Source organism: Vibrio sp. 1-Bac 57 (genome assembly GCF_037546855.1).
Taxonomy (GTDB): domain Bacteria; phylum Pseudomonadota; class Gammaproteobacteria; order Enterobacterales; family Psychromonadaceae; genus Psychromonas.
The window spans coordinates 81029-107517 of record NZ_JALAAC010000005.1; the positions used below are offsets into that span (position 1 = coordinate 81029).

General features: G+C 36.5%; 24 protein-coding genes. 10 read left to right on the forward strand and 14 right to left on the reverse strand.

The features are described 5' to 3' along the window. Positions 1-39 precede the first annotated feature (39 nt). The gene (gene cydD, locus MT391_RS04760) at positions 40-1905 is read left to right on the forward strand and encodes a heme ABC transporter permease/ATP-binding protein CydD (protein WP_499497073.1); all 1866 of its coding nucleotides are present in this window, start codon (positions 40-42) and stop codon (positions 1903-1905) included. Beyond that, positions 1902-3716: a heme ABC transporter ATP-binding protein/permease CydC gene (gene cydC / locus MT391_RS04765; protein WP_499497074.1), complete on the forward strand. Its 1815-nt coding sequence runs from the start codon at positions 1902-1904 to the stop codon at positions 3714-3716. Before cydD ends, cydC begins: the two co-directional genes overlap by 4 nt. Before the next feature lie 96 nt (positions 3717-3812). Here cydC and MT391_RS04770 read toward each other — a convergent pair whose 3' ends face one another. The 5 genes from MT391_RS04770 to MT391_RS04790 all read right to left on the reverse strand — a co-directional run bounded on the left by MT391_RS04770 (position 3813) and on the right by MT391_RS04790 (position 8600). Then, the gene (locus MT391_RS04770) at positions 3813-4232 is read right to left on the reverse strand and encodes a methyltransferase family protein (protein ID WP_166369216.1); all 420 of its coding nucleotides are present in this window, start codon (positions 4230-4232) and stop codon (positions 3813-3815) included. 122 nt (positions 4233-4354) lie between these two features. Continuing rightward, on the reverse strand, positions 4355-5242 hold the full coding sequence (locus MT391_RS04775; RefSeq protein WP_166369214.1) for a J domain-containing protein: 888 nt from the start codon (positions 5240-5242) through the stop codon (positions 4355-4357). Positions 5243-5704: 462 nt separating this feature from the next. Then, positions 5705-5983 (reverse strand): peptidylprolyl isomerase PpiC, encoded by a 279-nt coding sequence (gene ppiC, locus MT391_RS04780; RefSeq protein WP_499497075.1) that lies wholly within the window; start codon positions 5981-5983, stop codon positions 5705-5707. A gap of 441 nt (positions 5984-6424) precedes the next feature. After that, positions 6425-6562, reverse strand: a complete 138-nt coding sequence (locus MT391_RS04785) for a DUF3149 domain-containing protein (RefSeq protein ID WP_166369210.1) — start codon at positions 6560-6562, stop codon at positions 6425-6427. A 313-nt stretch (positions 6563-6875) separates the two neighbouring features. After that, positions 6876-8600, reverse strand: a complete 1725-nt coding sequence (locus MT391_RS04790; protein ID WP_166369208.1) for an AMP-binding protein — start codon at positions 8598-8600, stop codon at positions 6876-6878. 249 nt (positions 8601-8849) lie between these two features. Between MT391_RS04790 and MT391_RS04795 the strand changes: the two genes are divergently transcribed. Both MT391_RS04795 and MT391_RS04800 read left to right on the forward strand, forming a co-directional pair. Further along, positions 8850-9143: a DUF2960 domain-containing protein gene (locus tag MT391_RS04795; protein ID WP_499497076.1), complete on the forward strand. Its 294-nt coding sequence runs from the start codon at positions 8850-8852 to the stop codon at positions 9141-9143. Positions 9144-9190: 47 nt separating this feature from the next. Then, positions 9191-9928: a hypothetical protein gene (locus tag MT391_RS04800; protein ID WP_499497077.1), complete on the forward strand. Its 738-nt coding sequence runs from the start codon at positions 9191-9193 to the stop codon at positions 9926-9928. 235 nt (positions 9929-10163) lie between these two features. On the opposite strand, the gene MT391_RS04805 is transcribed toward MT391_RS04800, so the two are convergent. Then, positions 10164-10823 carry a 7-cyano-7-deazaguanine/7-aminomethyl-7-deazaguanine transporter gene (locus tag MT391_RS04805; protein WP_499497078.1) on the reverse strand — a complete coding sequence of 220 codons (660 nt, stop codon included), beginning with the start codon at positions 10821-10823 and terminating at the stop codon, positions 10164-10166. A 198-nt stretch (positions 10824-11021) separates the two neighbouring features. Here MT391_RS04805 and MT391_RS04810 point away from each other — a divergent pair, with 198 nt between their 5' ends. The 3 genes from MT391_RS04810 (at position 11022) to MT391_RS04820 (ending at position 13805) form a co-directional block, all read left to right on the forward strand. Then, positions 11022-11684 carry a regulatory protein RecX gene (locus MT391_RS04810; RefSeq protein WP_166369200.1) on the forward strand — a complete coding sequence of 221 codons (663 nt, stop codon included), beginning with the start codon at positions 11022-11024 and terminating at the stop codon, positions 11682-11684. Positions 11685-11789: 105 nt separating this feature from the next. Next, positions 11790-13202 (forward strand): DNA repair protein RadA, encoded by a 1413-nt coding sequence (gene radA, locus MT391_RS04815; RefSeq protein ID WP_499497079.1) that lies wholly within the window; start codon positions 11790-11792, stop codon positions 13200-13202. Positions 13203-13283: 81 nt separating this feature from the next. Then, entirely contained in the window at positions 13284-13805 is a 522-nt protein-coding gene (locus MT391_RS04820) for a class I SAM-dependent methyltransferase (RefSeq protein WP_499497080.1), read from the forward strand. Positions 13806-13991: 186 nt separating this feature from the next. Here the strand turns inward: MT391_RS04820 and MT391_RS04825 are convergent, their stop codons facing one another. From MT391_RS04825 to MT391_RS04850, 6 genes are all read right to left on the reverse strand, one after another. Further along, positions 13992-14951, reverse strand: a complete 960-nt coding sequence (locus MT391_RS04825; RefSeq protein ID WP_499497081.1) for a DHH family phosphoesterase — start codon at positions 14949-14951, stop codon at positions 13992-13994. Then, positions 14951-15583 (reverse strand): adenylyl-sulfate kinase, encoded by a 633-nt coding sequence (gene cysC, locus MT391_RS04830; protein ID WP_166369192.1) that lies wholly within the window; start codon positions 15581-15583, stop codon positions 14951-14953. Before cysC ends, MT391_RS04825 begins: the two co-directional genes overlap by 1 nt. A gap of 151 nt (positions 15584-15734) precedes the next feature. After that, entirely contained in the window at positions 15735-17465 is a 1731-nt protein-coding gene (locus tag MT391_RS04835) for an SLC13 family permease (RefSeq protein WP_499497082.1), read from the reverse strand. A 68-nt stretch (positions 17466-17533) separates the two neighbouring features. After that, entirely contained in the window at positions 17534-18943 is a 1410-nt protein-coding gene (gene cysN / locus MT391_RS04840; RefSeq protein WP_499497083.1) for a sulfate adenylyltransferase subunit CysN, read from the reverse strand. A gap of 46 nt (positions 18944-18989) precedes the next feature. Beyond that, complete coding sequence (gene cysD / locus MT391_RS04845; RefSeq protein ID WP_499497084.1) at positions 18990-19901, reverse strand: sulfate adenylyltransferase subunit CysD; 912 nt, start codon at positions 19899-19901, stop codon at positions 18990-18992. Between the two features lie 504 nt (positions 19902-20405). Then, positions 20406-21596 carry a site-2 protease family protein gene (locus MT391_RS04850; RefSeq protein ID WP_499497085.1) on the reverse strand — a complete coding sequence of 397 codons (1191 nt, stop codon included), beginning with the start codon at positions 21594-21596 and terminating at the stop codon, positions 20406-20408. A gap of 193 nt (positions 21597-21789) precedes the next feature. Between MT391_RS04850 and MT391_RS04855 the strand changes: the two genes are divergently transcribed. Together MT391_RS04855 and MT391_RS04860 are read left to right on the forward strand one after the other, a co-directional pair. After that, positions 21790-22149: a DUF2750 domain-containing protein gene (locus tag MT391_RS04855; protein ID WP_166369182.1), complete on the forward strand. Its 360-nt coding sequence runs from the start codon at positions 21790-21792 to the stop codon at positions 22147-22149. A gap of 301 nt (positions 22150-22450) precedes the next feature. After that, positions 22451-23059, forward strand: a complete 609-nt coding sequence (locus MT391_RS04860) for an RNA methyltransferase (protein WP_166369180.1) — start codon at positions 22451-22453, stop codon at positions 23057-23059. A 239-nt stretch (positions 23060-23298) separates the two neighbouring features. Here MT391_RS04860 and MT391_RS04865 read toward each other — a convergent pair whose 3' ends face one another. After that, on the reverse strand, positions 23299-24039 hold the full coding sequence (locus MT391_RS04865; RefSeq protein WP_166369178.1) for a putative quinol monooxygenase: 741 nt from the start codon (positions 24037-24039) through the stop codon (positions 23299-23301). 514 nt (positions 24040-24553) lie between these two features. Between MT391_RS04865 and MT391_RS04870 the strand changes: the two genes are divergently transcribed. Beyond that, a complete protein-coding gene (locus MT391_RS04870) occupies positions 24554-25750 on the forward strand; it encodes an MFS transporter (RefSeq protein WP_499497086.1) in 1197 nt (398 codons plus the stop codon). Positions 25751-25962: 212 nt separating this feature from the next. Here MT391_RS04870 and MT391_RS04875 read toward each other — a convergent pair whose 3' ends face one another. Then, entirely contained in the window at positions 25963-26487 is a 525-nt protein-coding gene (locus tag MT391_RS04875; protein ID WP_166369174.1) for a phosphoribosyltransferase, read from the reverse strand. Between the last annotated feature and the right edge of the window lie 2 nt (positions 26488-26489).

The window sequence follows — 26489 nt, forward strand, 5'->3', positions numbered from 1 at the left end:
ACTCCTCACTTAATATTACTTATAAACATCAGGAACAAGATGAATAAACCCTTAGAAAAACAGCTTACTGCATGGTTAAAAAAACAAAAGAATGCCTGCGGTTTTTTCCTAAATTTGACCGTATTGTTTGGTCTATTAACTGGCTTTTCACTGATTTTACAAGCTTACCTAATCTCTACCATTTTGCATGGGATCATTATTAACGACTTACCCAAGTCTGCATTCAGTACGGAGTTTTTATGTCTATTAGTATTAATTCCAATACGAGCATTGTTAGCTTTTGCCCGCGAGCGTTGCAGCTTTGAAGCGGGTAAGCGATTGCGTTTACAGATCCGTGCTGCTGTTTTAGATAAAATAAGTGAATTAGGTCCTGCATTTGTCAAAGGTAAACCTGCCGGCAGTTGGGCAAGTATAGTGCTTGAACAGGTTGAAGATTTACACGACTTTTACGCCCGTTACTTACCACAAATGTTACTCGCTGGGTTTATCCCTTTGACCATTTTAGTGGTTGTATTTCCTTTAAACTGGGCTGCAGGTTTGATCTTATTTTGTACAGCACCTTTAATTCCTATTTTTATGATTCTAGTGGGGACTGGGGCTGCCGATGCAAACCGTAAAAACTTTAAAGCATTATCACAATTAAGTGGTCATTTTATGGACCGTCTAAAAGGATTAAATACGTTAAAGTTGTTTAATAGGGGTCATGCTGAGGGTAAAGAGATAGAAGCGGCATCTGAAACCTTTCGTAAAAAAACCATGGCAGTATTACGCTTGGCTTTTTTAAGTTCAGCGGTGTTAGAGTTTTTTGCAGCCGTTTCAATTGCAGTGTTAGCAATCTATTTTGGCTTCAGCTTTTTAGGTGAACTCGATTTTGGTGACTATAACGCAGGCGTAAGTTTATTTGTAGGTATGTTTGTATTAATGCTTGCGCCTGAATTCTACCAACCTCTTCGTGACATGGGCACACATTACCATGCTAAGGCTCAAGCAATTGGCGCTGCAGAAGAATTAAAGGCACTTCTTGAATATCAAGTTGAGGTGGATAACAGCAATACATTCACAACCGACAACGAACACGGTGATGTTAAGCAAAATATAGTAACACAACCACACAATAATGCGGGGGCTAAAACAGTCAATAGCCAACAAGGCATTACATTAATTGCCTCTGATTTAATTGTTAAAAGTCACTCTGGCGATACCTTAGTTGGCCCCATCTCATTTGAACTCGAAGCAGGTCAACATATCGCAGTGGTTGGACCTAGCGGCGCAGGTAAAAGTAGTTTGCTGAATGCTTTACTTGGTTTTTTACCTTACCAAGGTTCGCTCACAGTCAATGGCATTGAGTTAAATCTTTTATCTGTCAAAAATTGGCGCTCAAATCTCGCTTGGCTTGGTCAAGAGCCTCAACTATTTCACGGTAGTGTACGTGATAATGTTGCTTTAGCAGATCCTAATATGAGTGATGACAAGATAAAAACACTGCTATCAAAAGCTAAAATACTCGATTTCGTTGAACAACAACCATTAGGTTTAAATTACCCTATTGGTGAACAAATGGCCGGTGTTTCTGTGGGTCAAGCGCAACGAATTGCCTTAGCACGTGCTTTAGGTCAGCAGGCTTCATTATTCTTACTTGATGAACCAACTGCTAGTCTAGATAGGCCTAGCGAAAATGCTGTACTTGCTTCTCTAGCCGAAGCCATGCAAGGAGTAAGTTGTTTGATGGTGACCCATCGTATAGATCAACTAACTAAAATGGATACTATATTGGTACTTGATAAAGGCAAAATTGTGCAACAAGGTAATATTGATTTATTGACTCATGAAAATGGATTGTTTAAACAAATGCAAAGTGATCAATCTGAATTTATAACGGAAAATGAGAAGGAGCAAGACGTATGAAAACGTTACTTCCTTTTATAAAATTATTCAAACATCAGTGGTTTATGATGTCGATTGGTTTGCTATTGAGTATTACTTCTTTGATGGCAGGTATCGGTTTATTATCTCTATCAGGTTGGTTTTTGTCCGCCTCGGCGGTAGCTGGTTTAACATTACTCGCTACGCAAACGTTTAACTATTTAACTCCTAGTGGCGGAGTTCGCTTTCTTTCTATAGCGAGAACAGCAAGCCGCTATGGTGAGCGATTAGCCACCCATGAAGCAACTTTCAAGTTATTGACTCAACTTAGGGTTTGGGCTTGGAAAAAAGTGATGCCACTTAGTGCCAGAAATATGCAGGGGTTACGACAAGGTGAGTTGTTAAATCGCTTAGTCGCTGATATAGATACACTAGACCACCTTTACCTACGTTTAATAACGCCTCTATTTGCAGCCCTATTGATGCTGCTTTGTTTATACTTTTTTGTTGCTTGGATAGACGCAGAACTAGCACTTTTAATCTGTGGTAGCTTATTATTAATCTGGTTAATATTACCTTGGTGTTTTTATTTTCTGGGGCGAGCGCCAGGTATCAAACAACTACAAAGTAAGCGTCTATTACGCATTCAAATACTTGAATTTGTGCAAGGTCTTGCGGAAATTTCATTATTTGGAGTAGAGCAGCGTTTTCGCGATAAATTAGCACAATCAGAAGCTACATTATTGGATAGTCAACGCGCGATGGCTAATATAACTGCATTGAGTCAAGCAGCATTAATCTTATGCCATGGTTTTGTGATGTTAATGGTACTTTATGTGGCCGCTTCCGGTGTGGGCGAGCATCAACCTCCAGGCGCCATGTTAGCGATGGTAACGTTTATGGTATTAGCTTGTATTGAAATGTTAATGCCTATTGCCGGTGCTTTTCAACACCTTTCTTCCTGTGTTGATGCAGGCAAACGGGTTAATGACTTGGTGCAACAAACGCCTGATATCGTTTTTAATAATCAAAATACCAGTATTATCAATAAAGGTGCTTTGGATTTGAGAGATATTGTTTTTTCTTATCAAAATATGGATCACTGCACTGAAAAAAGCGCAGATAAAAAGGTAGATCAAGCTGTACTAAAAGGTATCTCACTAACCATTAATGCCGGCGAAAAAATCGCATTACTAGGCCAAACGGGTTGTGGTAAATCAAGTCTATTAGCTTTGATCACACGTGAATGGGAAGCGAATTCAGGGCATCTATTGATCGATGGTGTCGATGTTAAACAATACAGCCAACAGGCTTTAAGCAGCGGCCTTTCAATAGTAAGTCAACGTATTTATTTATTTACCGGTACCCTCAGAGAAAATTTAACGCTGGCACAAGTAGAGACCATTAAATTTGATACCTACAAACAGCAGGCTGAAGCGCAAATAAACAACGACAAACAGTTATTAGCAGTGCTTGAAAAAGTTGGTTTATCTGTATTAACACAGGGAGAGTCTCCACTTGATGCATGGATAGGTGAAGGTGGAAGACAACTATCTGGCGGCGAACAACGAAGAATTGGCGTTGCACGCGTGTTATTACGTAATGCACCATTGCTATTACTGGATGAACCGACAGAAGGTTTAGACAAGCGTACAGAGCGAGAAATTTTATCGCTTTTATTTGAATTTGCTAAAGATAAAACACTATTAATGATCAGTCATCGACTAACAGCAATAGAAAGAATGGATCGAATATATTTAATGGAAGATGGCTTATTACGTATTTCTGGAAAACATAAAGAACTATTAGCAAATGATCAGTATTACGCCAGTCTGCACCAACAGTTAAACTAAAGCTTTGCTGAAGTTATATTAAGTTAAGGTGAAATTATAAAATAACTTAGATTTTCGTTACTTAAAAACAGATAGCCTATTAGCATTGCCTACTAATCACCAAATCCAAGGAATAAATGCCTTGGATTTTTTTTGATAAGCAGGATATTCAGGATGATGCAGAGATAAAGCTTTTTCTTCGTAGCGGGCTTTAAGGCACAGCACAATAATCAATAGTAACCATGCGATCAGTTTGTATTCACTAAACTGAAAACACAGTATTCCTAATCCACCAAAAAATAGTGAGGTATACATAGGATGACGGATATATCGGTAAGGCCCATGAACGATTAACGTACCAGTTAATTTTGGATCTGGACGAACATTAAAGTTTCCAGGACGGTTGGTGATTAAAGCAGAAAGTGCAATTAACATAGCGCACAAAATAAGCAGTAATCCTAACATCGATAGCTTTAAGCTGGCTATCGGCCACGCAATAAAAGCCAAGAGTATAAATTGTGCAACCACATAAATCATTTCAGCATCCTCAATCTATAGCAAAGACAGACTATACCCGTAATAACCAATAGACATTCTGCCAGTCGCCCACTCACAGATCAGGCAAAACAAAAGATGATAACCTTACGAGCGATTAACTATTATTTAGCGAGTTTTAAATGAGCGCTGTATTTTATGTCATCACATATTAGCGTTAATACTTCAAAGTCTTTAAACATGGCTAAATCAACACTATCAAATAACCAAATAGAAAAAATAAAGTTCTCATCTATCGTTGCTCTTGCAAAGGGGTTAATTAGCCCTACACGTTGATAGTTATTAACGCTCAATGCAGCTTCACAAGAACCGTGCTTTTCATTGCGTAACATAGCTCTTTGCTCGTTATTATAAAGCGACTTATCAACTTGAAACATCAAGGTTGGAATGCCTAACTCAGTGATCAAAATAAACTCACCAAAGTCACTAGATTTAGAATACCCTGGCACATTCTTCCAGCTACGAGTTTTAGCCTTTAATAATATTTTAGGTTTTACCGGTAATGTTTCGGGCATTGAGCTAATAAAGAATCGAGGCGTAGGTAGGATTGAATCTTCTTCTTCATTTAATGATGTCATTAGCAGGATCGAGCCACAAACCATCACAATAAATAACGTTGTTAATACAAACTTAAGTTGCTTTGCGACTTTAGCAACATCAGAATCAGCAGTTAGTTTACGGATTTCAGCATTGGCTTCTGTTAAACAATCTGTTTTAATTTTGATGTCTTCAAGTAACTGATGGACTTTTATACGTAAAGACTCTGCGTCTAGTTTTTCTTCATCAACAACAATCACCTCAGAAGGTAAATAAACGAAATGTTCATTACCTTTCCCGCTGGTGATATTTTTATAAGCTATATGTACTATTTTAAATAATTCACTAGTGCCCGATTTATCAGGGTGAATTTTTAATGATAGTAGCTTAAATTGCCTACGAATTGCTTTTTGTGACCAAGAGTCATTTGTCCCTAAAATATCATGGTTATTCATATTTATGAAGTATTTACCTACTAGGAAAAGAGAAATTAATGCGCTTAAAATGACGTTATCTATTTAACCATTTAATAATAAAGTTCCATCTTTAATGGCTAGATTCTGACATCCACTTTAAAGAAAATCAAAAAAAAAACCACAAAACAAATCAATATCTTAAAAAAATAATGAATAATGTGATTTTTCAAACGCTATTGCTTATTTAGTGGCAAACATCAATCAATACGGGCCTTAAAAAACACTCATAAAGAGATAGATTATAATTGCGACTATATTTTCATATTCGAGCGAAGACAAATAAAAGGCATATAAAACATATATTTTAACTGCTTTATTAATACCAAAGTAATATCAATAAATTTAAAAATAACGTTAATATTAATAAAAATTAATGGAGTTATTGAGTACTGCAATGTTTAATAACCCCACTTATTATTTACCGAGTAAAAATCCAAATATTCAGGTTCGATATAAGACCTTTATGACATGCCAGCCGAATTTTGTTTTTACTAAGTGAGGAGTGATCAATTCAGCACTAAAACAGACTTTATCAAAAGCAGGTACCATTTGCCCTTTTTTAAACTCACCTAAATCCCCCCCTTTTTTACCCGAAGGACAGGTTGAATATTTTTTTGCTAAAGTCTGAAATTTTGCCCCTTTTTTTAATTGAGCAAGAATATCTTCAGCTTTCTCTTGGTGTTTTACTAGAATATGTAATGCGGATGCAGTGTTAGCCATGTTATTTATCTCTGATTATTAAAACTTCGCTATGATAGCAAATCAGATCGAAATGGATGCATTTATGTTAAGGTTAAACGATTATTTCAAAATATTTTTTATAGCAGTTTGTTCAAAAATACTAAGCAGATTAAAGTACAGAAGAAAATATTCTGATCAGGTATCAAAATTCAAGGTACATTTATTAACTAGCTGTGACTGACTAGGTAGCCCCATTATAAAAATATTACAGGGTTAACAATGCGAGGTTAACGAATAACCAGCAATGTAATCAACTTGCTTACTATTTTAGTATTTGAACTAGTCACAAGTCGATATAATTTAATTGTTGTCGGCCTATAACCAAACAGCGAGGTGCTTTAATCAATTAAGATAATTAACCTATTAATCTATGATCTTTAACTTTTAAACAAGATCACAGTGTATTAGGCATCTATTAATCTATTCACGAGGACCTGCTTTAATGATGTTTTTAATAAAATAATAAGCAATATAGCCCACAATTAAACAAGTCCCTGCGATAACCGCAACGCCAGCACCAACAATAGGGTCATTCAACAACATAGAGAAAAAATCCATTATTACCTCCTAAATTAACTAATAATTAAATCTATTAATAGTTAATGTAGTTAAGAAGCTAAAAATAGACTTTGATTTAAATCAGTTTAAGGATTGTTATAATAATTACTTCAGGAAGATGCTATACACCTCACTTTATTACGGTTATTTAGTCAAAAAGTAATCTAAGCAGAATACCGTTCAAATTGAATATACTGCTTTTTATTGTTAATAAAGCTCCATTTACTATTATCAAAAGTGGTAACAGCCCCTTCTTTCAATACTTTAACGATAATTGGTTGTTCTTCTTTAATATCATAAGCTTACTAATAAGTTACATATGTAAATAGCGTTTAATTTTTTTTGTCGGTGTTTTAATAAAAGGCTCAGCCTGTTCAACTACTGAACTGATTTTAGAAAACGAAGCTAAGCTTTCATTTGCCTCATTTCTAATGCTTTCCAATAAAGACACAATATCTTTATGTAAATCAAAATCACTTTGTGTTTTTAAATTATGCTGTTCATCGAACAGGTCATAATCAATATAAATTTTCGCCACCAACTTTTTATCTACTTCGTAGACCATCGAATCAATAACTAAAGGATGCTGTTCAATCACAGACTCAACCGATTCAGGGTAAATATTTTCACCACTCGCACCGATAATCACATTTTTACTACGCCCGCTAATAGTTAAAATGCCCATATCATCAACATAACCTAGATCTCCCGTATTAAACCATCCTTCGCTATCTAACACCTCTTCAGTACGCTCCTTCTCTTTATAATACCCGAGCATCACATTAGGTCCGCGCACATGTAATTCGCCATCTCGATCCTGCTCATTTTGTTTTGCAAAGCGATATTCTATTTCTGGAGCAAAAACGCCGGTTGTGCCGATGCGAGTTTTACCTGGTATGGCCCCAGCGATAATAGGCGCAGTTTCAGTCAAACCGTAACCTATCGCATAAGGGAAATTAGCTTCTAAGAGAAATTGTTCAACAAACTTTGATAACTTAGCACCGCCAATACCAAAGAATTTAATTTCTCCGCCAAAGCTTTGCATCAATTTTTTACCGGCCATTTTATTTAATTGTTTACGTACAAAGCTAATATTTTCATACATAAATTTTGTTACTTTACTCTTATTGATTTCGGCGATAACTTTGCTTTTGTAAATTTTTTCAATGACTAATGGCACACTCAACATACAGGTTGGTTTAACTTGCTGCATTGCAGCCAAGATGATCTTTGGAGAAGGAACTTTGTTGATGTAATGTACCGAAGCACCGTTTGCAAAAGGTACTAAAAGTCCAACTGAACATTCAAAAGTATGCGCTAATGGCAATATCGATAAAAATCGATCTGTCTCAATAATATCCGCTAAGGTATTAGCTTGATACAACTGCGCCATTAAATTGTAATGACTTAACATCACACCTTTTGATTGTCCGGTTGTGCCTGAAGTGTAAATGATAACTGCAACATCGTTTGGATTGATGGTTAACGAATTATCAATTTCACTCATTTTTAAGAGCTTTTTCTGCTTTGCAAACTGTATGGCTTTATCTTTCATCTGCGCAATAGTTTCTGCGCCTTTAATAAACAAATCTGAATGCTTAGGCGTTTTATCCTCCAATATATCTAATGTTTCTAGTGAAAAAACATAAGAAAGACTAGAACTAAAGTCATCTTCATTAAGACGTGTACATATTTTGTTTGAAACAAAAATAGCTTGCACCTGCGAATGTTTAATAATGTGATGAATTTCATTACTATGAAAATCTGGCAAAATAGGAACAGCAATAACTCCCATTGCAGTTATTGCGAGGTAAACTATGCCCCAATGTGGCATATTTTCACTGCATATCGCTACCTTATCGCCTTGTTTTATCCCTAAATCTTTGAACATTGCTTGCAGTTGAATAACTTTTTCTCCTGCTTGCTGATAGGTGAATCCTTCTTCTCCTACATTTGTCACAAAGGTGTTCGATGCATACTTTTTAAAAGTATAATCAGCTAAAGACATTAAGTTATTGTGTGAGAGGTTAAGCGACATAGTTGACCTTTAAGTTGAAAGAAATGTGTTTTTTAGCACACCCCTTCTCTGGATAATTAATTTTATTGTTACTTTAATTTTACACCAATAAATTAATACAAAATGACAAAAATACGGGTTATTAACGGCTTTTCAGAGTCTTAGCTCAAATTTATTAAAAAAAGTAATTTGATTAAATCGAAAAAGGTAGTTATAGCAACACTTCAAGCTGTGCTAAAATCTTCTTTTTTTATTTATTGGAACAATTCTATGGCACGTCAAGTCACCTATTTTTACCAAGGCACCAAAAAAACAATCTCATTTTCTTTTAGCCAACACTTTGATATTTTTGAAGCGGTTGCAGCGGCAGAAGGTGTTGATTTAAAATCATTTTGGGCAATGGAAAAACAGCTAGAAATGAGCTCGCGTGGCCAAGGAATAATGAAAAATTATCGTGCAAATGAATTTGAACGTATGGGTTTTTCTGAGATCAAGTTTGTACGTGATGAGACAAAAGATAAAAAAACCAATAAAAACAATAAAGACAATAAAGACAATAAATAAATTCAGAGAGGCGATCAAAGCCTCTCTCCTTTCACGGAATAAATTACGTGTTAACGCAAAATAAAACATTACAAAAAATATCAACACACGAGCACAAACAATTAACTGACATTATCAGTACTTTACCCGTTCCACAAAAGCGTTACTTGAAAGCCGCATTAAATACAGCAGTATTTTGGGTATTTTCTCTCGCTGCTTTTTGTATCATTTGGTTCGTATCTAGCTTATTACTGGCTAGTTTTAGTCCTTTGGATATCGGAATAAGTAGCCAGTATGCAGCCTTTATATTCCCAACCGCCATCGTATTAGCGGCTATCTTTGCGATTAACTCAACGAGAAAGTGGTTAGCTGAATCAGATAATTTATATACATTAGTAAATGCAGATATAAAAGCACAACAAGTGTGCAAAGAATCATTTCAAGTGATGGCAGTTAAATGTTTTAAAGAACCAGAACATGGCGGGTTGCTGTATTTTTTATTATTACAATCAAACTCAGATACAGAAAGCCCTGATATTCATTCTAAAGCCAATCTGATCAGAGTTATTTATGACTATCAAAGTCAACAGGATCAAATTGATCCTAGTACTTTGCTAAAACCAAGCGATAACATAACGATTATTACTGCACCTCAGTCATTATTAGTACTCGATAATATTTTTGAAGGTGAGCGATTAAGTGATATCAAACACTTCGCTCTAACATTACCACCAGAACATTGGCCAAAACCAGATAGTTGGTTAGATGAAGATTGGCAAGAACTAGAAAATAGATATTCTGCTTAAGAGTATATTTAGATAGCGACCTAGTTTAATAGAGGCCAAGTTAAATAGGGGCTTAATTAAATAGGGGCTTAATTAAATAGTCTCTTGATTGAATAGTGGATTTATTACGTCTTTCAGTAAAGTAGAAAAATAGAGTGAGTATAAACATCAAGAGGCTCTCCCTTTGAACCTCTGATGTTTTACTCTGAATCTATAACTAAATTCAGAGTAAAACCTTGCTAAACCTTAACGATTTTTATGCAATGGCTGATTGTGCAGGTAATTTGATGATCCGCTTCTCTAATATTTTTAATAGCACACCATAGGCAGGTAGGAATAAACACAAACTAACTAATAGTTTAAATCCATAATCCACCATTGCAATCTCAGGCCAATTTTCAGCCATGAAGCTGTCCGTTGATGCATAGAAGGCGAGTGAGAAGAAGACTAGGGTATCAAGTAGGTTACCTAATAAAGTTGATGCGGTAGGTGCAACCCACCAGCTTTTAGTTAAACGCAGATTTGCAAATACCTTAATATCTAAAAGCTGTCCAAAAAGATACGCAGCAAAACTTGCCCCTGCAATCCTCAATACAAAGCTATTATATTCAGCCAGTGCATCCATACCTTGAAATACGCCTTGATGGAATAAAACACCGATCACGTAGGACACTATCAATGCGGGTAACATTGCTTTAAAAATGATGCGACGAGCATCTGTCTGACCAAATATTCTTACAGTTAAATCTGTTGCTAAATATACAAAAGGGAAACTAAATGCGCCCCAAGTTGTATGCCAACCGAATAAAGTAAAAGGTAGCTGAACTAGGTAATTACTAGCACAAACTATAATGATGTGAAATCCAACCAATAGCGTAATAGCACGGCGAATTTGCGTGTTTGAAAGTGATAACATATTGTACCTTTTTATATATGACAACGGGGTGAGGGAACCCGCTTATTATTTATCCCAAATGGGGTCGCATATTATAGGGGGATCTTTTGGCAATACAAGTCCTTTGATGGCATTGATTTTATGTCATCTAAACAAGCGCGTATAATTTTCCACACAACAACGTTATACTGTATATAAACACACTTAAGTGAGTCAATTATGTTTGCTAATAAACCCATTAAGATAGCAAAGGATATTGAAGGCGTACGTCGTAGTGCTTTTTGGCATCTATCTCGTCGAGATCATAGCCAAGCTGAGTTATTAAAAAAATTACAACGTAAAACCGACAATCAAGACTGGATTGATGCGGTCATTAATGAATGCTTAGATTATAATTATCTTGATGATCAACGTTTTACTGAATCTTTTTTACGTAGCTCTCGCAATAAAGGTTATGGTGAAACACGCATTAAACAAGACTTAAAACAGAAAGGGATCAGTGAACGTTTGATTAAACAAACGCTTGATGAAAATGTGTTTAATTATATTGATGCTGCGCAACAACTATTAGACAACAAATATAATGAGGCAATTGTCACTCAGCATCTAAAGCAAAAAGCGATGGGATTTTTACAGGCCAAAGGTCATAATTTTAGTGATATTGCATTAGCCATTGAATCACATAATGAAAACTTTCCAACGCCTAGCTTTAACGATCTCGACGAAGCATGTTTATTACTTTCTAAAAAATTCAGAGTATCTATCGACGATCAAAAGCAAAAGAGTAAAGCGCTACGTCATTTAACTTCTCATGGTTATGACTACGCTAAATCAAACCAAGCGATTAAATTATTTAATGAAAATATAGCGTTAGATGAATAATACTTATCTAAGCAAACTTTATATGAACGACAGACTTTAAAAGAATAGCGACTTCAAACACTGACTATTTATTAACAACACCAGCTTTAAAATACGGAACCTATAATGGCAAAAGCAAAAACAAAAATTTCATATGTATGTAGTGACTGTGGAGCAGACTATACCAAATGGCAAGGTCAATGTGGGGAATGTAAAGCTTGGAACACGATCACTGAATTCCGTGAAGCATCAAGTACCACTAAATCTGTTAATGCAGCTATCAATCGTAACCAAGCAGGTGGATACGCGGGTGTAACCACCAATGGTGTAAAGCGAATTTCATCGGTACAAGTAGAAAATGCACAACGTGTTTCTACTGGTTTAAGTGAATTAGACCGTGTATTAGGTGATGGTATTACATTAGGTTCAGTGGTATTGATCAGCGGTGATCCGGGTTCAGGCAAAACCACCCTACTCACTAAAGTGGCATCAGTTATGTCACAAACTATGTCCACTTTATATGTCACCGCCGAAGAAAGTTTAAGCCAATGGGCAAAACGCGGTATCGAACGTTTAAACTTAAATTTTAATGAAGCTAATTTTTTATTATCTGACACTGACAGTATTGAAGATATCGTTAATCAATGTATCGAAAATAACGTTAAATTCTTAATTGCCGATTCAATCCAAGCATTTGAGTCCAACTCTGTTGATGGTTCCGCAGGAGGTGTCACACAAGTTAAAACCTGCGCAAAAATATTAAATCGATTATGCAAACAACATGGGATCACCTTAATTTTAGTGGGACAGGTAAATAAAAACTCGCAAATGGCTGGTCCGCAAACACTCAAACATATTATCGATACTGCGATTCATATAGAAGTAAATGACGCGTCAGTGCGTATTTTACGCGCCGATAAAAACCGTTTTGGTGATACTGAGCAAGTGGGTATTTTCCAAATGACAGAAAAAGGCATGCGCTCCGTTGATAACCCAAGTCGTTTATTTTTATCGGGCAGTGAAGAGCACTTTGAAGGTTCTGCTATCTCAGTTATCAAAGATGGCGCTCGAAATTTATTAATCGAAATTCAAGCATTAGCGACTGAAGTTGAAGGTGAAAAATCTATTCGTAACTGTATTGGTGTTTCCTACAGTCGTTTATCATTAATTACCGCCGTATTAAAAAAACACGGCGGCATTCCCACCTATTACGATATTAATATCAGTTTAGTGGGTGGTTTAAAGATGGCCGATTCAGAAACATCAACGGATATGGCGGTGACTGCTGCGTTACTCAGCTCTATTAACTCTAAACCCTTACCTAACGATGCAGTGTTTATTGGTGAATTAGCATTAACCGGTGAATTACGTCAAATTCCACAAATTGTACCGCGCGTACGAGAAGCCTTAAGCCATGGTAAAAAACAAATATTCATTCCCTCAGTTGCCTATCATGCATCAATGCAACAGTTTGTTAAAGGTGACCAAAAAATCATAGCACTTAAAAACGTAAAAGAACTTATTGAAGCATTACAGTAAATTAATCTGTGTAAATGACGATAAAGTAAATAAAATAAGATCCAACAAACAAAATATATTAACGGCAAGTAAGGTTAAATAATGGTAAGTGCGCAATTATTGCAAGACTATCAACATCTTTTCAAACCAGAGCAAGGACAAGTGCTCGATTTAGCCTGTGGTAAAGGCCAAAATGGTTTGTATTTAAAGCAACATAACATTGATATGTTGTTTGCCGATATTCAACAAGTGTATCTAGATCATTTAGTTACACATGAAAATGTCGAACAGAGTAATGTTTGGTGTGCTGACTTTGAATCTGAAACACAAATTGATGCAATCAAACTCAGTAAAATGCAATTGCAAGGTGTGATAATTTTTAGGTACTTACATCGACCATTATTTGATGCGCTAAAAAAATCAGTTAAAGCCGGTAGTTTTGTCATTTATGAAACATTCACTAAACAAAACAAACAATTTGGGCGACCAAATAGCGACCAATTTTTATTAAAAGAAGGTGAACTCAAATCACTTTTTAAAGATTGGGAAGTATTATTTTATTTTGAAGGCATCAAGCACAATCCTGACCGAGCGATTGCACAGATTGTTTGTCGGAAACCTTAATACTTTCATAAAAGTAAATTAATAGTTATCAATTGAAATTACTAAAAATTAAAATAACTAAAAAGCATAAACAGTCGGGCATAGACTTGTCTGCTACTACCTATGCTTTATCAGGTAGTAGCTTGTACAGCTAGGTTTTTTATACATGGTTTTTATAGCTAGCACTTATATAAACGCTTTATCGCATTAACTTTTATACTGCAACTCTACTAATTCAATAAACCGTGATAACTCATTTCTCGATAAATTATTAATACCCGCAGCGGCAGCCCTACCCCCTCCAGTTTCAAATTGACTACAAATATCACCAGCACCTTGTTTATTATTAAGCGGTGCTCTAAGTGAAACGAGATAATTTTTGTCTGAGTTCTCAGTTAATACGGCAAAGGCACTATCAGGTTGTTGATTGGCTAATAAATTACCGAAAACACCACTAATTCTGCGAGACCAAGCTTGATCTGGTAATTCAAAAATACTTAATAATGCTGAGCTGTATTGCGATGAAATCGCTAATGCCTTATCAAGATCTTCTTGGTAAGCAGATTGCAGCTTGGAAAATGGTGAGTTTGGATCAGCTATCACATCAAAGGGAGAGGAGTAATTTAACAGCAAACGGTATAACTCAGCAGGATCATAATGCAGATCCAATAACTGGCTACCATAACCATTATAATTAATTAACGTACCTAACTCTTGTAATTGTGCTCTTTGCTGTTGACCATAACCTGCAGCTATTGCAAGCTGATCTGCTTTAGCAATTAAGTTATCTCCGTAGGCTGCGCAAATAGCCCAACTATGGAATTTCCCCTGTAAATGCTGATCAATTATCAAAGCAGTACAAGTATTTGCATCGAGATCTATTAGGGCAGTTAAGTTTTTATTGCCAGGAATATCACCGCAACGGTGATGATCCGCATAAAATACATCATGCCCTTTATTTAACATTTCAATTAAAGAGGCACTATTCTTCTCCATTGAAATATCCAACACTGTGACAGTATCCTGTGCTGCTATTTCAATCTTTTTCAATAATTGAATATCCCTTTTAACACCGGTCACCAAGGTTGCGGGTATAGGATTACTAAGGCGCAATTGAATTAAAGATATAATGCCATCTGCATCACCATTAAAGACATCATAATGCATTATAGATACTCATTTTCTTTCAAGTAATCAATTACTTGTTGAGCGCAGGCTTGTATAGATTTTTGATCAGTTTGCACATGTATTTCAGGATTAACGGGTTTTTCATAGGCACTATCAATACCCGTGAAGTTTTTTATCTCACCTGCACGTGCTTTTTTATATAAACCTTTTGGGTCCCGTGACTCACACACCGCTAATGGAGTATCGATAAACACTTCAATAAACTGACCTTCAGGTAACTGTGACCGAACCATTTCGCGGTCGGCAACAAAGGGTGAAATAAAAGCCGTCGACACTAATAACCCCGCATCAGCAAATAACGTAGCAACTTCCCCTACTCGGCGGATATTTTCCACGCGATCTTTATCTGAAAAACCCAGGTCGCCATTCAAACCATGGCGTACATTATCACCATCTAATACGTAAGTTTTAGCTTGATGCTGAAACAACATCAAATCCACTGCATTAGCAACTGTTGACTTGCCTGATCCACTTAACCCGGTAAACCACAACACTGCGGCTTTATGGCCATTTAAGTGACAATGATCTTGATGAGAGACGCTTGCTTGATGCCAAACTACATCCGATGATTTTTCGCCATCAACATCTTTTTCTATATAGGGGTTGTTCATATTAATTCTCTCTTAAAATCGTTTTCAATTCTCTCAATACGAGCGTCCTTTGTGATGCTTTGTCAGATAAACTAAAGCATCAAAAATACAGGTTCACATCATGTTTAAGTTTGCCATAACAGTACTTTTGTTGCATTTTTTTAAAACGTTATTATGACAAACCAAATACAGACACAATCGCAATAATACAAGTCACGCTATAAACCAAGCTGACTGGCACGCCTATTTTAATAAAATCTTGTAATTTATATTGCCCAGCATTAAAAACCATCAAGTTGGTTTGGTAACCATAGGGACTAATGAAACTGGCACTTGCTCCAAACGCAACCGCCATAATAAAGGCAATGGGATTGGCATCAATACTCACGGCTAATCCATAAGCAATAGGGAAGATTAATGCTGCGGCTGCGTTATTAGTGACTAATTCTGTTAAGAATAACGTAATAATATAAACCGCAATAAGCGCCATCAGTGGGTTATGTAGGATCGAATTATGACTAATCATTTGATTAAAATTATCGATCACTCCACTATTTTGTAATGCATAAGAAAGTGCTATGGCAGACGAAATAATCACCCAAATATCCGTGGGGAATCGTCTCACTAATTCGCTACTGGTCAAACAGCCAGATAATAACAACACACCTAATAATAATAAAACTGCTTTAAACAGCGGTACCAAACCCAATGCGGCTAAGGTAATGGCAATAAAAAATCCTGCAATCGCTAATATTTCTTTTTTACCTGATAGACTCGAGTCTAACTCCACATCAGATAACAATATAAAATTCTTACGAATATTTCTACGTGATTTAAAATCTTCACCTACCGCAAGTACTAAAAAGTCACCGGGTTTTATTTTTAACTTACCAATTTTGCCAGAAACTTTTTCACCATCACGTTTAATTGCCACCACTGCGGCATCAAATAACGAGCGAAATCCTACCGACTTAAGGGTTTTTCCTCTTAAAATACTTTCAGGACGTACCACCACTTCTCGTAAATTATCAATGGGTAACCCGCTGTGCTCGGCAAAAATAGACAATCTATCAAAGGATCGTAATTGACTTACTTTAGATATATCGCCACTAAAAATCAGCCTGTCATTTGCCTGTAGCACTTCACTTGGTGTGATTGCAGTGAGCAGCACTTCGCCACGCATAATTTCAACTAAAAATAAGGACTGTAAATGGCGCAGACCATTTTGATCAATGCTTTTACCTATCAAACTTGATTCAGGGTTTACCTTTGCTTCGATAAAATAAGATTGTGCCTTACCAAGCTTCATGTCTCTATCTGGCAAAATACTGCGACATAAATATAGGGTAAATCCACAGGTAGCAACAAGACATAAACCAACTAAGGTGAAGTCGAAAAAACCGAGCGATGGTAAGTTAGCATCCAATACTAGACTATTAACAATCAAGTTAGTTGATGTACCAACCAAGGTTAACGTACCACCAAGGATCGCCGCATAAGATAAAGGAATTAATAATTTGCTAGCACAATGATTAGGGTTGTTACGAATCGGTGCCAACATAGTGGAAACAACAGCAGTATTATTCAGAAAAGCAGAAGAGATAACCGTAAAACCAAATAAACGAGCCCACGTTGCACTATAGCTAGGCCGGATCACTTTCATAGCAACCAACCGTAATAAACGTGTTTTTTCAAGCGCGATTGAACACAGCATTAATAAAATAAGCGTCAATAAACCTTCATTGGAAAGGCTTTTAATAACTTGATCGGTAGTTACCATCTGCGTTGAGAATAAGGTCAATAATGCCACTCCAAATACAAAGCTTGGACGTTGTTGGAAATTAATTAACCCAATGATGGTAAAGATAAAAACAGCAAGTACAAAATAAGATTGAAGTGTCATGAATAAGCCGTCAGTTAACTGCGCGTATAGTTGCCAGTATAAACTGGCAACCAGACACTATTGAGCAACTATCCTTTTAGGATATCTTTTGCATCCCAATGAGGGAAGTGTTTGCGAACTAAAGCGTTAAACTCAACTTCAAAGTCACTATAAGCTGGTTTATTTGATGCTTTAGCATCCACAGCTTGTTTGATCATACCCGCACCAACTGTACCGTTAGTAAGACGATCAATAATGATGAAAGCACCGGTCGCACGATTCGATGCGTAGGCATCAAATTGTACTTCTGTTGCCACTTCAAAATTACAGCTACCAATTTCATTCAATGCTAATTGGTTGGCAGGTTTTTGCTCAATAGTGTTCACATCTGTTTGATAATTAATCGACGTAACAGCACCAACGGTAGTATTACTGCCCACTTTAATGATGTATTCACGGTCAACATGTAGTGCGTTTTCATCCATCCACACAACATCAGCTTCAAAGTTTTTAGTCGACTGTGGTTTTTCATGCGGACGTACAATCATGTCACCACGACTGATATCGATTTCATCTTCAAGTGTTAACGTCACTGCCATCCCTTGATATGCAGTTTCTAAATTGCCATCAAAAGTAACAATTTCTTTCACTTTACTTTGTTTGCCTGATGGTAATGCTTCAATCGTATCACCGACACGAATGTCACCTGATGCAATGGTACCTGCAAAACCACGGAAATCGAGATTAGGACGGTTTACATATTGTACACCTAAACGGAATTGGTCATTGGCATCACTGTTAATTTGCACCGTATTTAAAAGACGCAATAAAGGTGAACCAGGGTACCAAGGCATATTTTCACTTTGGTTAACAACATTGTCGCCTTTTAGCGCTGAAATCGGCACAAAACGTACATCAGCAATGTTTAATTGTTTAGCAAATTCACGGTAATCCGCTTTAATCTTTTTATAAACGTCTTGGTCGTACCCAACGGCATCCATTTTATTGATAGCAATAACCACATGCTTAATACCCAATAAAGAACAAATGTAAGAATGACGACGTGTTTGAACTTGCACACCGTGGCGCGCATCAATCAGAATAATCGCTAAGTCACAAGTAGATGCACCAGTCGCCATGTTACGCGTATATTGTTCATGTCCAGGTGTATCTGCAATAATGAATTTGCGTTGTTCGGTTGCAAAGTAACGGTATGCAACATCAATGGTAATGCCCTGCTCACGCTCTGATTGCAGGCCATCAACTAACAAAGCTAAGTCAAAGGTGTTATCGGTGGTATTGAATTTTTTAGAATCTTTTTCGATTGCGGCCATGTGATCTTCAAAGATCATCTTGCTGTCATATAATAAACGGCCAATTAATGTTGATTTACCGTCATCTACACTGCCACAGGTGATAAAACGCATCATGTCTTTATTTTCATGCACTCGTAAATATTCTTCGATATCTGATGCGATTAAATTTGTATCGTTAGTCATTTTTTTTCCTTAACTCTCTATAGGACTGGGTTATTTAAGCAATGGCCTAAAAGTAACCTTCCATTTTTTTCTTTTCCATTGAACCTGCAGAATCGTTATCGATAACTCGGCCTTGACGCTCTGAAGTAGTGGTCAGCAACATCTCTTGAATAATCTCAGGTAACGTTTTGGCTTCAGACTCAATCGCACCAGTTAATGGGTAACAACCTAATGTACGGAAACGCACATTTTTGATCTCAGGCACTTCACCTTCTTCAAGTGGCATACGATCATCATCAACCATAATTAAAGAACCATCACGCTCAACAACAGGACGCGGTGCAGAGAAATACAAAGGCACCATTTCAATTTGTTCTTGGTAGATGTATTGCCAAATATCAAGCTCAGTCCAGTTAGAAAGTGGGAATACACGAATACTTTCACCACGGTCTACTTTTGAATTATAAATATTCCATAATTCTGGGCGCTGATTTTTAGGATCCCAGCGGTGCTTTTTATCACGGAAAGAATAAACACGCTCTTTGGCACGTGATTTTTCTTCGTCACGACGTGCGCCACCAAATGCCGCATCAAATCCGTAATGGTCTAATGCTTGTTTTAGGCCTTGTGTTTTCATCACATCGGTATGCTTTGCAGAACCATGTGTAAATGGTCCCATACCCATTGCCATGCCTTCAGGGTTTTTATGAACTAATAAGTCGAAATCATACTTTTCCGCTAAATTGTCGCGGAATTGAATCATTTCTTTAAATTTCCAGTCGGTATCAACATGTAGTAGTGGGAAAGGAATTTTTCCAGGATAAAATGCCTTACGCGCAAGGTGTAATAAAACAGATGAATCTTTGCCTATTGAGTACAACATTACAGGATTATCAAATTCAGCCGCTACTTCACGCATAATTTGAATTGATTCAGCCTCAAGTGCTTTAAGGTGAGTTAGTCTTTTATTGTTGTTCATGTGTTTCCTTACAAAGTCACAAGGTATGTATAATTTAGAAAGTATTATGCAGGGTTCTTTTATAAATATGCAGTAACTAATTCAGATAGGATATAGAGAATAGTTATAAGGACAAAAAGTCATGTAATTAATTGAAATTATTTTAGTTTTTTTATTAGCATTAATTGTTAAACATAAAATCCCATAAAGATTGTGTTTTTTTTTAAAAAAAAGCTTATATGTTATGAGTAATAGTTTTAAGTATGGTTAACCTTAATCGTTAATTTGTTATCACTTGGATAAAATCGATCTTGATTTGTAGTGTTACAGTGATAAGCCAAATGAATTTTAGGGATTACTTTTATAGATGATTAGGTGTTTAAAGAAGAGTATTTGTGTTTATTTTAAAGACGGCAGTATTCGTTATCTGCCTTTATCCTTGATTGAAAATAGCTGAGAATAGTAGGGAATATACTAATCGATAGAATATTCCCTATACAGAGTTTAGCGTTAATAACTGATTCGTTAGCTACCTAATATCATTAACGGTAAGGATAATAATTGGTCACCCGTTTTTGCAAAGTAAAAAATAATACCCACTAATCCAGCTACGGTCAGTAAATACCAAGCGGTTGAAAAGATCTGACCATAACGGTCTAAAGGTAATAAATGACTGTTAAACCTTGCTCTCCATTCAAAGATAATTTCCACACTCCCGATCAAAAGCATAAAACCTAATAAAGCTAATCCCAATGCGTAACTAATGAAAACACCCGCAGCAGCGCCTACAACACAGGCTAATAACCCCACTTTGCTATTCATTGAAAAACTAATGCTTTTTAAAATATGTCCACCATCTAACGGTAAAATAGGTAGTAAATTAAATAGGTTCAAAAGTGCATTAAATGCCGCCAGCCCTGCAAAAAACGTACTATCCGTTAGCCAGTAGATGATCACACAAAAAATCGACATGATCAGGCCAAAAGTTGGCCCCATAATAGAAATCACCACATCTTGCCAGCGGGTATTAATTTTTTCATCGGAAACCGCAAGTCCGCCAACAAAAGGGATTAAATAGATACCTTTTGTTTTCATTCCAAAGTATTGCATTGCTCGTATGTGCCCGTACTCATGAAACACTAAACAGGCGATCAATGCAGCTGCGAATTGAAAAGAAAAGAACCAACTGTATGCCGCGATACTTGCGCCAGCGAGCACGACTTTAATCAGTTTTGCACTCTTAAATAATTTCAGTGCTAAAGAGCCTATTCCTATCAGGCTTAACTTTTTCGGGTCGGCAACCACTTTAACCGGAGTTTGTTGTTCAATATCTTTTTCATTACGCGAAGCTTGGGCCACAAGCTGTTGATCAACATAAAACGAATAACTTACTAAAAAAGGCTGCCAAACAACGTCAACATCTAACTGGCAGGTAATAATACGCACACTAGATTGGTCTGATTCATTGTCTGATTGGGCAGCATCGAATATCTCGTCATTTGGGCTTGCCTTATCCAAAGACAACTGGTCTTGTGTTGTTTCTTTAGTCGCTCTATGCTGACGCATTTCAAATTGGTGTGAACGTTTGCCCTGTGCAAATTCACTAGCACTAATTTGCGAAACAATTTGTTCGCCCCAATACAATTGTTGCCACCCTGCCATCGATGCTTCGAGTCTTAATGTTTTTCCAAAATGTGTTAATTGCAATAATTCCATTATTTTTCCTTTTAAAGTCAGCGCGATTATGCCAGAAATAAAAACAACAACCTATAGGCGTTCATCTTCATTGGGTAAAAATACACAAGCTATAAAGGCTAAAAATCGTCACTATTTGTCACTATCAATTATTAACTTAACCCGTATACTAAGCGTTTTTAGTTCCACCATTTCATGATAAGAGAGAAGCACCATGACTGAAAACACAGCCGCATTAGAAAAATTCCAAGATGACGTTAAAGAAAGTCAACTTTTATGGGCTCTGCAAGACAAAGCGAGTGGTGATTGGGTTGTGATGGACTCAATGAATTACGAAGAAACTGAAGTAATGCCATTATGGTCTTCTGAAGCTCTTGCAAAAATACATTGTATTGAAGAATGGGATGATTATGTACCAGCATCTATCCCACTTGCTGAGTGGTTCGAATTTTGGCTTGAAGACTTGGTTGAAGACGATGTGATTGTTGGTCTTAACTGGGTAGGTGATGAAGATGATATCGAGTTAGGTTTGTCTGAATTTACAGAATCACTAGGTCAAATCGAAGCGCTATAGTTTACTATTTTGGATATGCTAGCTGTAGCGGCTAGCATAAAATATCTAATAAAAAGTATTTACTATAAGACTTTAAATATAAAATCTTATAGTTAAAACAATAGACAGCTAGTAAAAAATAGATGCAGTGCCATATAATAAGCAAGCACGCTTAAACAAAGCACTGAGATTTTAAATAAACCGATACAATAAGTCGCACTATTAAGCCATTGCTTTGATAGCCAAACAAACTATTGTTTCCGCTTATATCCCCATTTAACACGTTCAAATGTGACTACATAAAAGTTATGGTTATAAAGTTATGTCAGAAAATAAAACAACATCAGTAACAGATTCGACAACGCGCACTATCATTGCCCTCACTAATCCGAAAAGCTCATCCAATGTTGGCGGCGCAATGCGTGCAGCAGGCTGTTATGACGCCCAAAAAGTCGTTTATTCGGGTGATAGATTTAATCGTGCAGTGCGTTTAGCGGCAGATACACAAAAAGTTCATGAAATAGTGCCTCTAGTACATTATGAAGACTTATTAACTGCCTTAGAGCCAGGCATGAAATTAGTTTGCGTTGATTTGATTGAAGGTGCAATCCCGTTACCAAATTTTGAGCACCCAGAAAATGCGATGTATTTATTTGGTCCTGAAGATGGCACCATTAAGCAACAGGTGATTAATAAAGCCGATGCCGTGGTGTACATTCCAACCATAGGTTGTATGAATTTAGCTGCCTCAGTCAACGTAGTGTTATACGATAAATTAGCTAAATCCCAACAACATCAATTAGATAACGATTTAATTAAAAAAAGTCGTGATAGAAACAATAAGATTAAAGTAAAAGAATTAAAGTATCAAAAGAATGCAATAAAAGAAGCAAAAAGACTTGAGCTAGAAAAGTTAAACGCCAGCAATTAAGCCGTTTGATTCTTTTTCTGTTTAATTTTTTATCGTTAGCATTGCTATATTATCGTCTCTTGCACTGACTGGGAATGGCCACTAATAATCAGCCCGTTACAATGACAATCAACCTGACAAAGCCTATTTCCACAAAGTAATAAGCATTGTCAGACATTACCATTTGAATAGCCTCGTATCTTTCAATGTTGAATCTGCCAAATGCATTTCAAACATTAGATTACACGAGCTTAAATCTTCTACTTAGCAAAGCCGCCGAGTGGTTTTAATAGTAATGGAGAAAGTGCCGCATGTTTATCTCGAAGTGCCTGTGGCAAATCACCTAAATGTACCATTCTGGTTGGTGTCGCAGCTGCAATCCAACGTTCAGCGTGGTCATTCCAGTTTTCAATGTGAATATAAGCGGCTTCCAGATCTTTGAAACGCTCATAAACTAAAATGTCACCATCATCGGACATGTAATACTGGTAATTCAATGTACCCTCTTCTGCTTTAGCCCTGTCAACTTGCGAGTTCATTACTGCTTTAAAAGCCTCTAATTGCCCTTCGTTTAATTTTGCTTCTACAATCCAACCAAAGTTCTCAAAACTAGTATTGCCATCTTTTTCAATAAGACTGCTTTCAGCTTGTTCACGAGCAAAACCGCCGAAGGGTTTTAACCATAGAGGCGAAAGAACTGCATGACGCTCTCTAACGTCATCGGGTAAATCACCTAAATGCACCATACGTGTAGCAGGAGCAGCAGCCAACCATCGCTCTGCATGAGCATCCCAGTTTTCAATATGTTCGTGTGAAGAATCAGCATCAGCAAACCTTTCATATACCATAATGTCACCATCATCAGACATATAATACTGATAATTTAAGGTACCTTTTTCTGTGAGCGCTCTATTGACTTGAGAGTTCATTACCGCTTTGAATTGTTCTAACTGCCCTGCATTTAACTTTGCTTCTACTATCCAACCAAAATTCTTAAACATATTTTTTCCTTACTTATTAGATATTGAGTTCAACGATTAAGTGCAATGGAGTTACTCTAAACACTGCTTTTAAGCGTTTCACAACTTGAAATAAAGTTTAATCCTTTAAGTAATGTTTTATAATAACGATAAAATTGAATCAGTTTATAAAATATTTTGATAATTAAAGTGCATTATATGGTGTCATTCCTGAAACAGATAAAACAAAACATTATGAACAGCTTAACCCTCGCTATAAAAAATAAAACCTAGAACCTAGAACCTAGAACCTAGAATCAAGAATCAAGAAATACTGACATATCGAAATATAGAAAAATAAGTAACAAACAAAGCCTGCCCCTCTAGATAAAAAATTATGTAATAAAACACAGTTTATGAGTGACTAAGATCACATTAAGATTTAACATACGCGCTTTATTACATCATTACTTTTAACATTCTATCAATTGAGTTCACGATCAGTGCTCCTGTTAATAGATGAGTGTCATAAGTAAGCATCCCTGCAAGGATATTCATGACTTTTTCTAACACAACACAACCACTAAATAGAACTGCAATTATGTTCGTATTGGCGTTGGGGACCTTTATTTTAGGGTTAACCGAATTCTCTATGATGCCAATGCTGCCTTTAATCAGTGAAACCTTTAATGTTACCCCGACACAATCTGGTTACGCTATTAGTGCTTATGCAATGGGCGTTGTAGTAGGCGCTCCTATCTTAATGTTAACCACTGCTAACATGCGTAAACGTAAAGCATTACTTATTTTCTTAACATTAATGTTTATTGCCAACGGATTAAGTGCCCTGTCAAATTCGTTAAATCAATTAATATTTTTTCGTTTTCTAAGTGGCTTGCCGCACGGTGCATATTTTGGGGCCGCAATTCTGTTGGCTGCAGATATTGCCCCAAAGGGAAAACGCGCCTCTTTTATGTCTAAAATATTTATGGGATTAACCATTGCAACCATTGTTGGCGTACCATTAGTCACGTTAGTTGGACAAAACCTAAGCTGGCGTTACTGCCTAGGTGGTGCATCCGTTTTATCACTGATTGCGTTATTATTTGTCTATAAAGTAGTACCTAACATCGACAACAGTAAACCGTCTAACTTGATCAATGAATTCAGTGTATTAAAAGATAAATTAGTATGGTCGATTCTAGGTATTGTGATCATTGGTTTTGGTGGCGTATTTTGTATTTATACCTACATTGCTGACACGATCCTAGATGTTACTCAAACACCTGCTTACACTATTTCGATTGCAATGGTTATGTTCGGTATCGGTTGTACTTTAGGCAATTATTTCTTGGGTAAAGCGGCAGATGTTTCTGCTATCAAAGCCACTGGTTTAAGCTTAATTTGCGCGATTATATTTGCTATCGCCTACGTCAACGCTAGTCATAATATTTGGCAGTTATACGCCGTTATTTTCTTAATTGGTTGCAGTATTGGTTTAGCTACTTTGATTCAAACATTATTAATGGACGTATCACCCGATGGGCATGCCATGATTGGCGCACTAGTTCAATGTGCATTTAATGTGGCGAATGCTATCGGACCTTGGGTAGGTGGAATGGCCATTGCACAGGGTGCACAACCCAACCAAACTGGTTATGTTGCTGCTGTCTTATTTTTTGGTGGCTTTATAATGTGGGCATTAAGTTACATGCAATTAAATACTAAAAACAAACTAGCAGTTGCAATTTAGGATTAAGACTTCGCACTATTTGGTATTAAGACTTCGTATAACAGAGTTGGTTTACCTGCCAACTCTGTATTTATGTAAACATAGCTTATATTTGTTTGGGCTTTAATCTTATCAAACATATCTCCACCTTTTATTAGCAAGAAAGTTATTAACAAGAAAGCCTTTGGAATTAAGCTTATATTAAACTCGCCTTGAATTTTTTAGCGATCAAATTATTTAATTAACTTTGAAATATAGGGAATGTTACGAAACTTATTCTGCCAAGGTAAACCATAACCCACCAGCAAATCATCATTATCCATTTCGACAGCGTAGTATTGTTCAACTGGAATCAAAACTCGCCCCGGTTTAACAAAAAGTGTAGCAATCGATAAAGAGCTAAGTTCAAAATTATCTGTTAGAAATTGGCAAATTCGTTTCATGGTGCCGCCGGACTCAATGGCATCATCAATCAATACAACATGTTGATTTTTTAAATTAATATTATGATGAAATATAATCTCTGAGCTATTATTTCTATCTCCCGGTGTATGTAAACAGGAAATATAATCCATACTAATATCAAACTTTAATTCACGAACTAAATCAGCTGTAAATATTATACCCCCAGGTATTACGGTAATAATAACCACGCTTTCATTATTAAATTTTTGATTCAATTGCAACGCAACGTTACTCACGCCCCGTTTAATCTGCTCAGTATCAAGTACGCACTCACCAATATGTAATGTGTTCATTG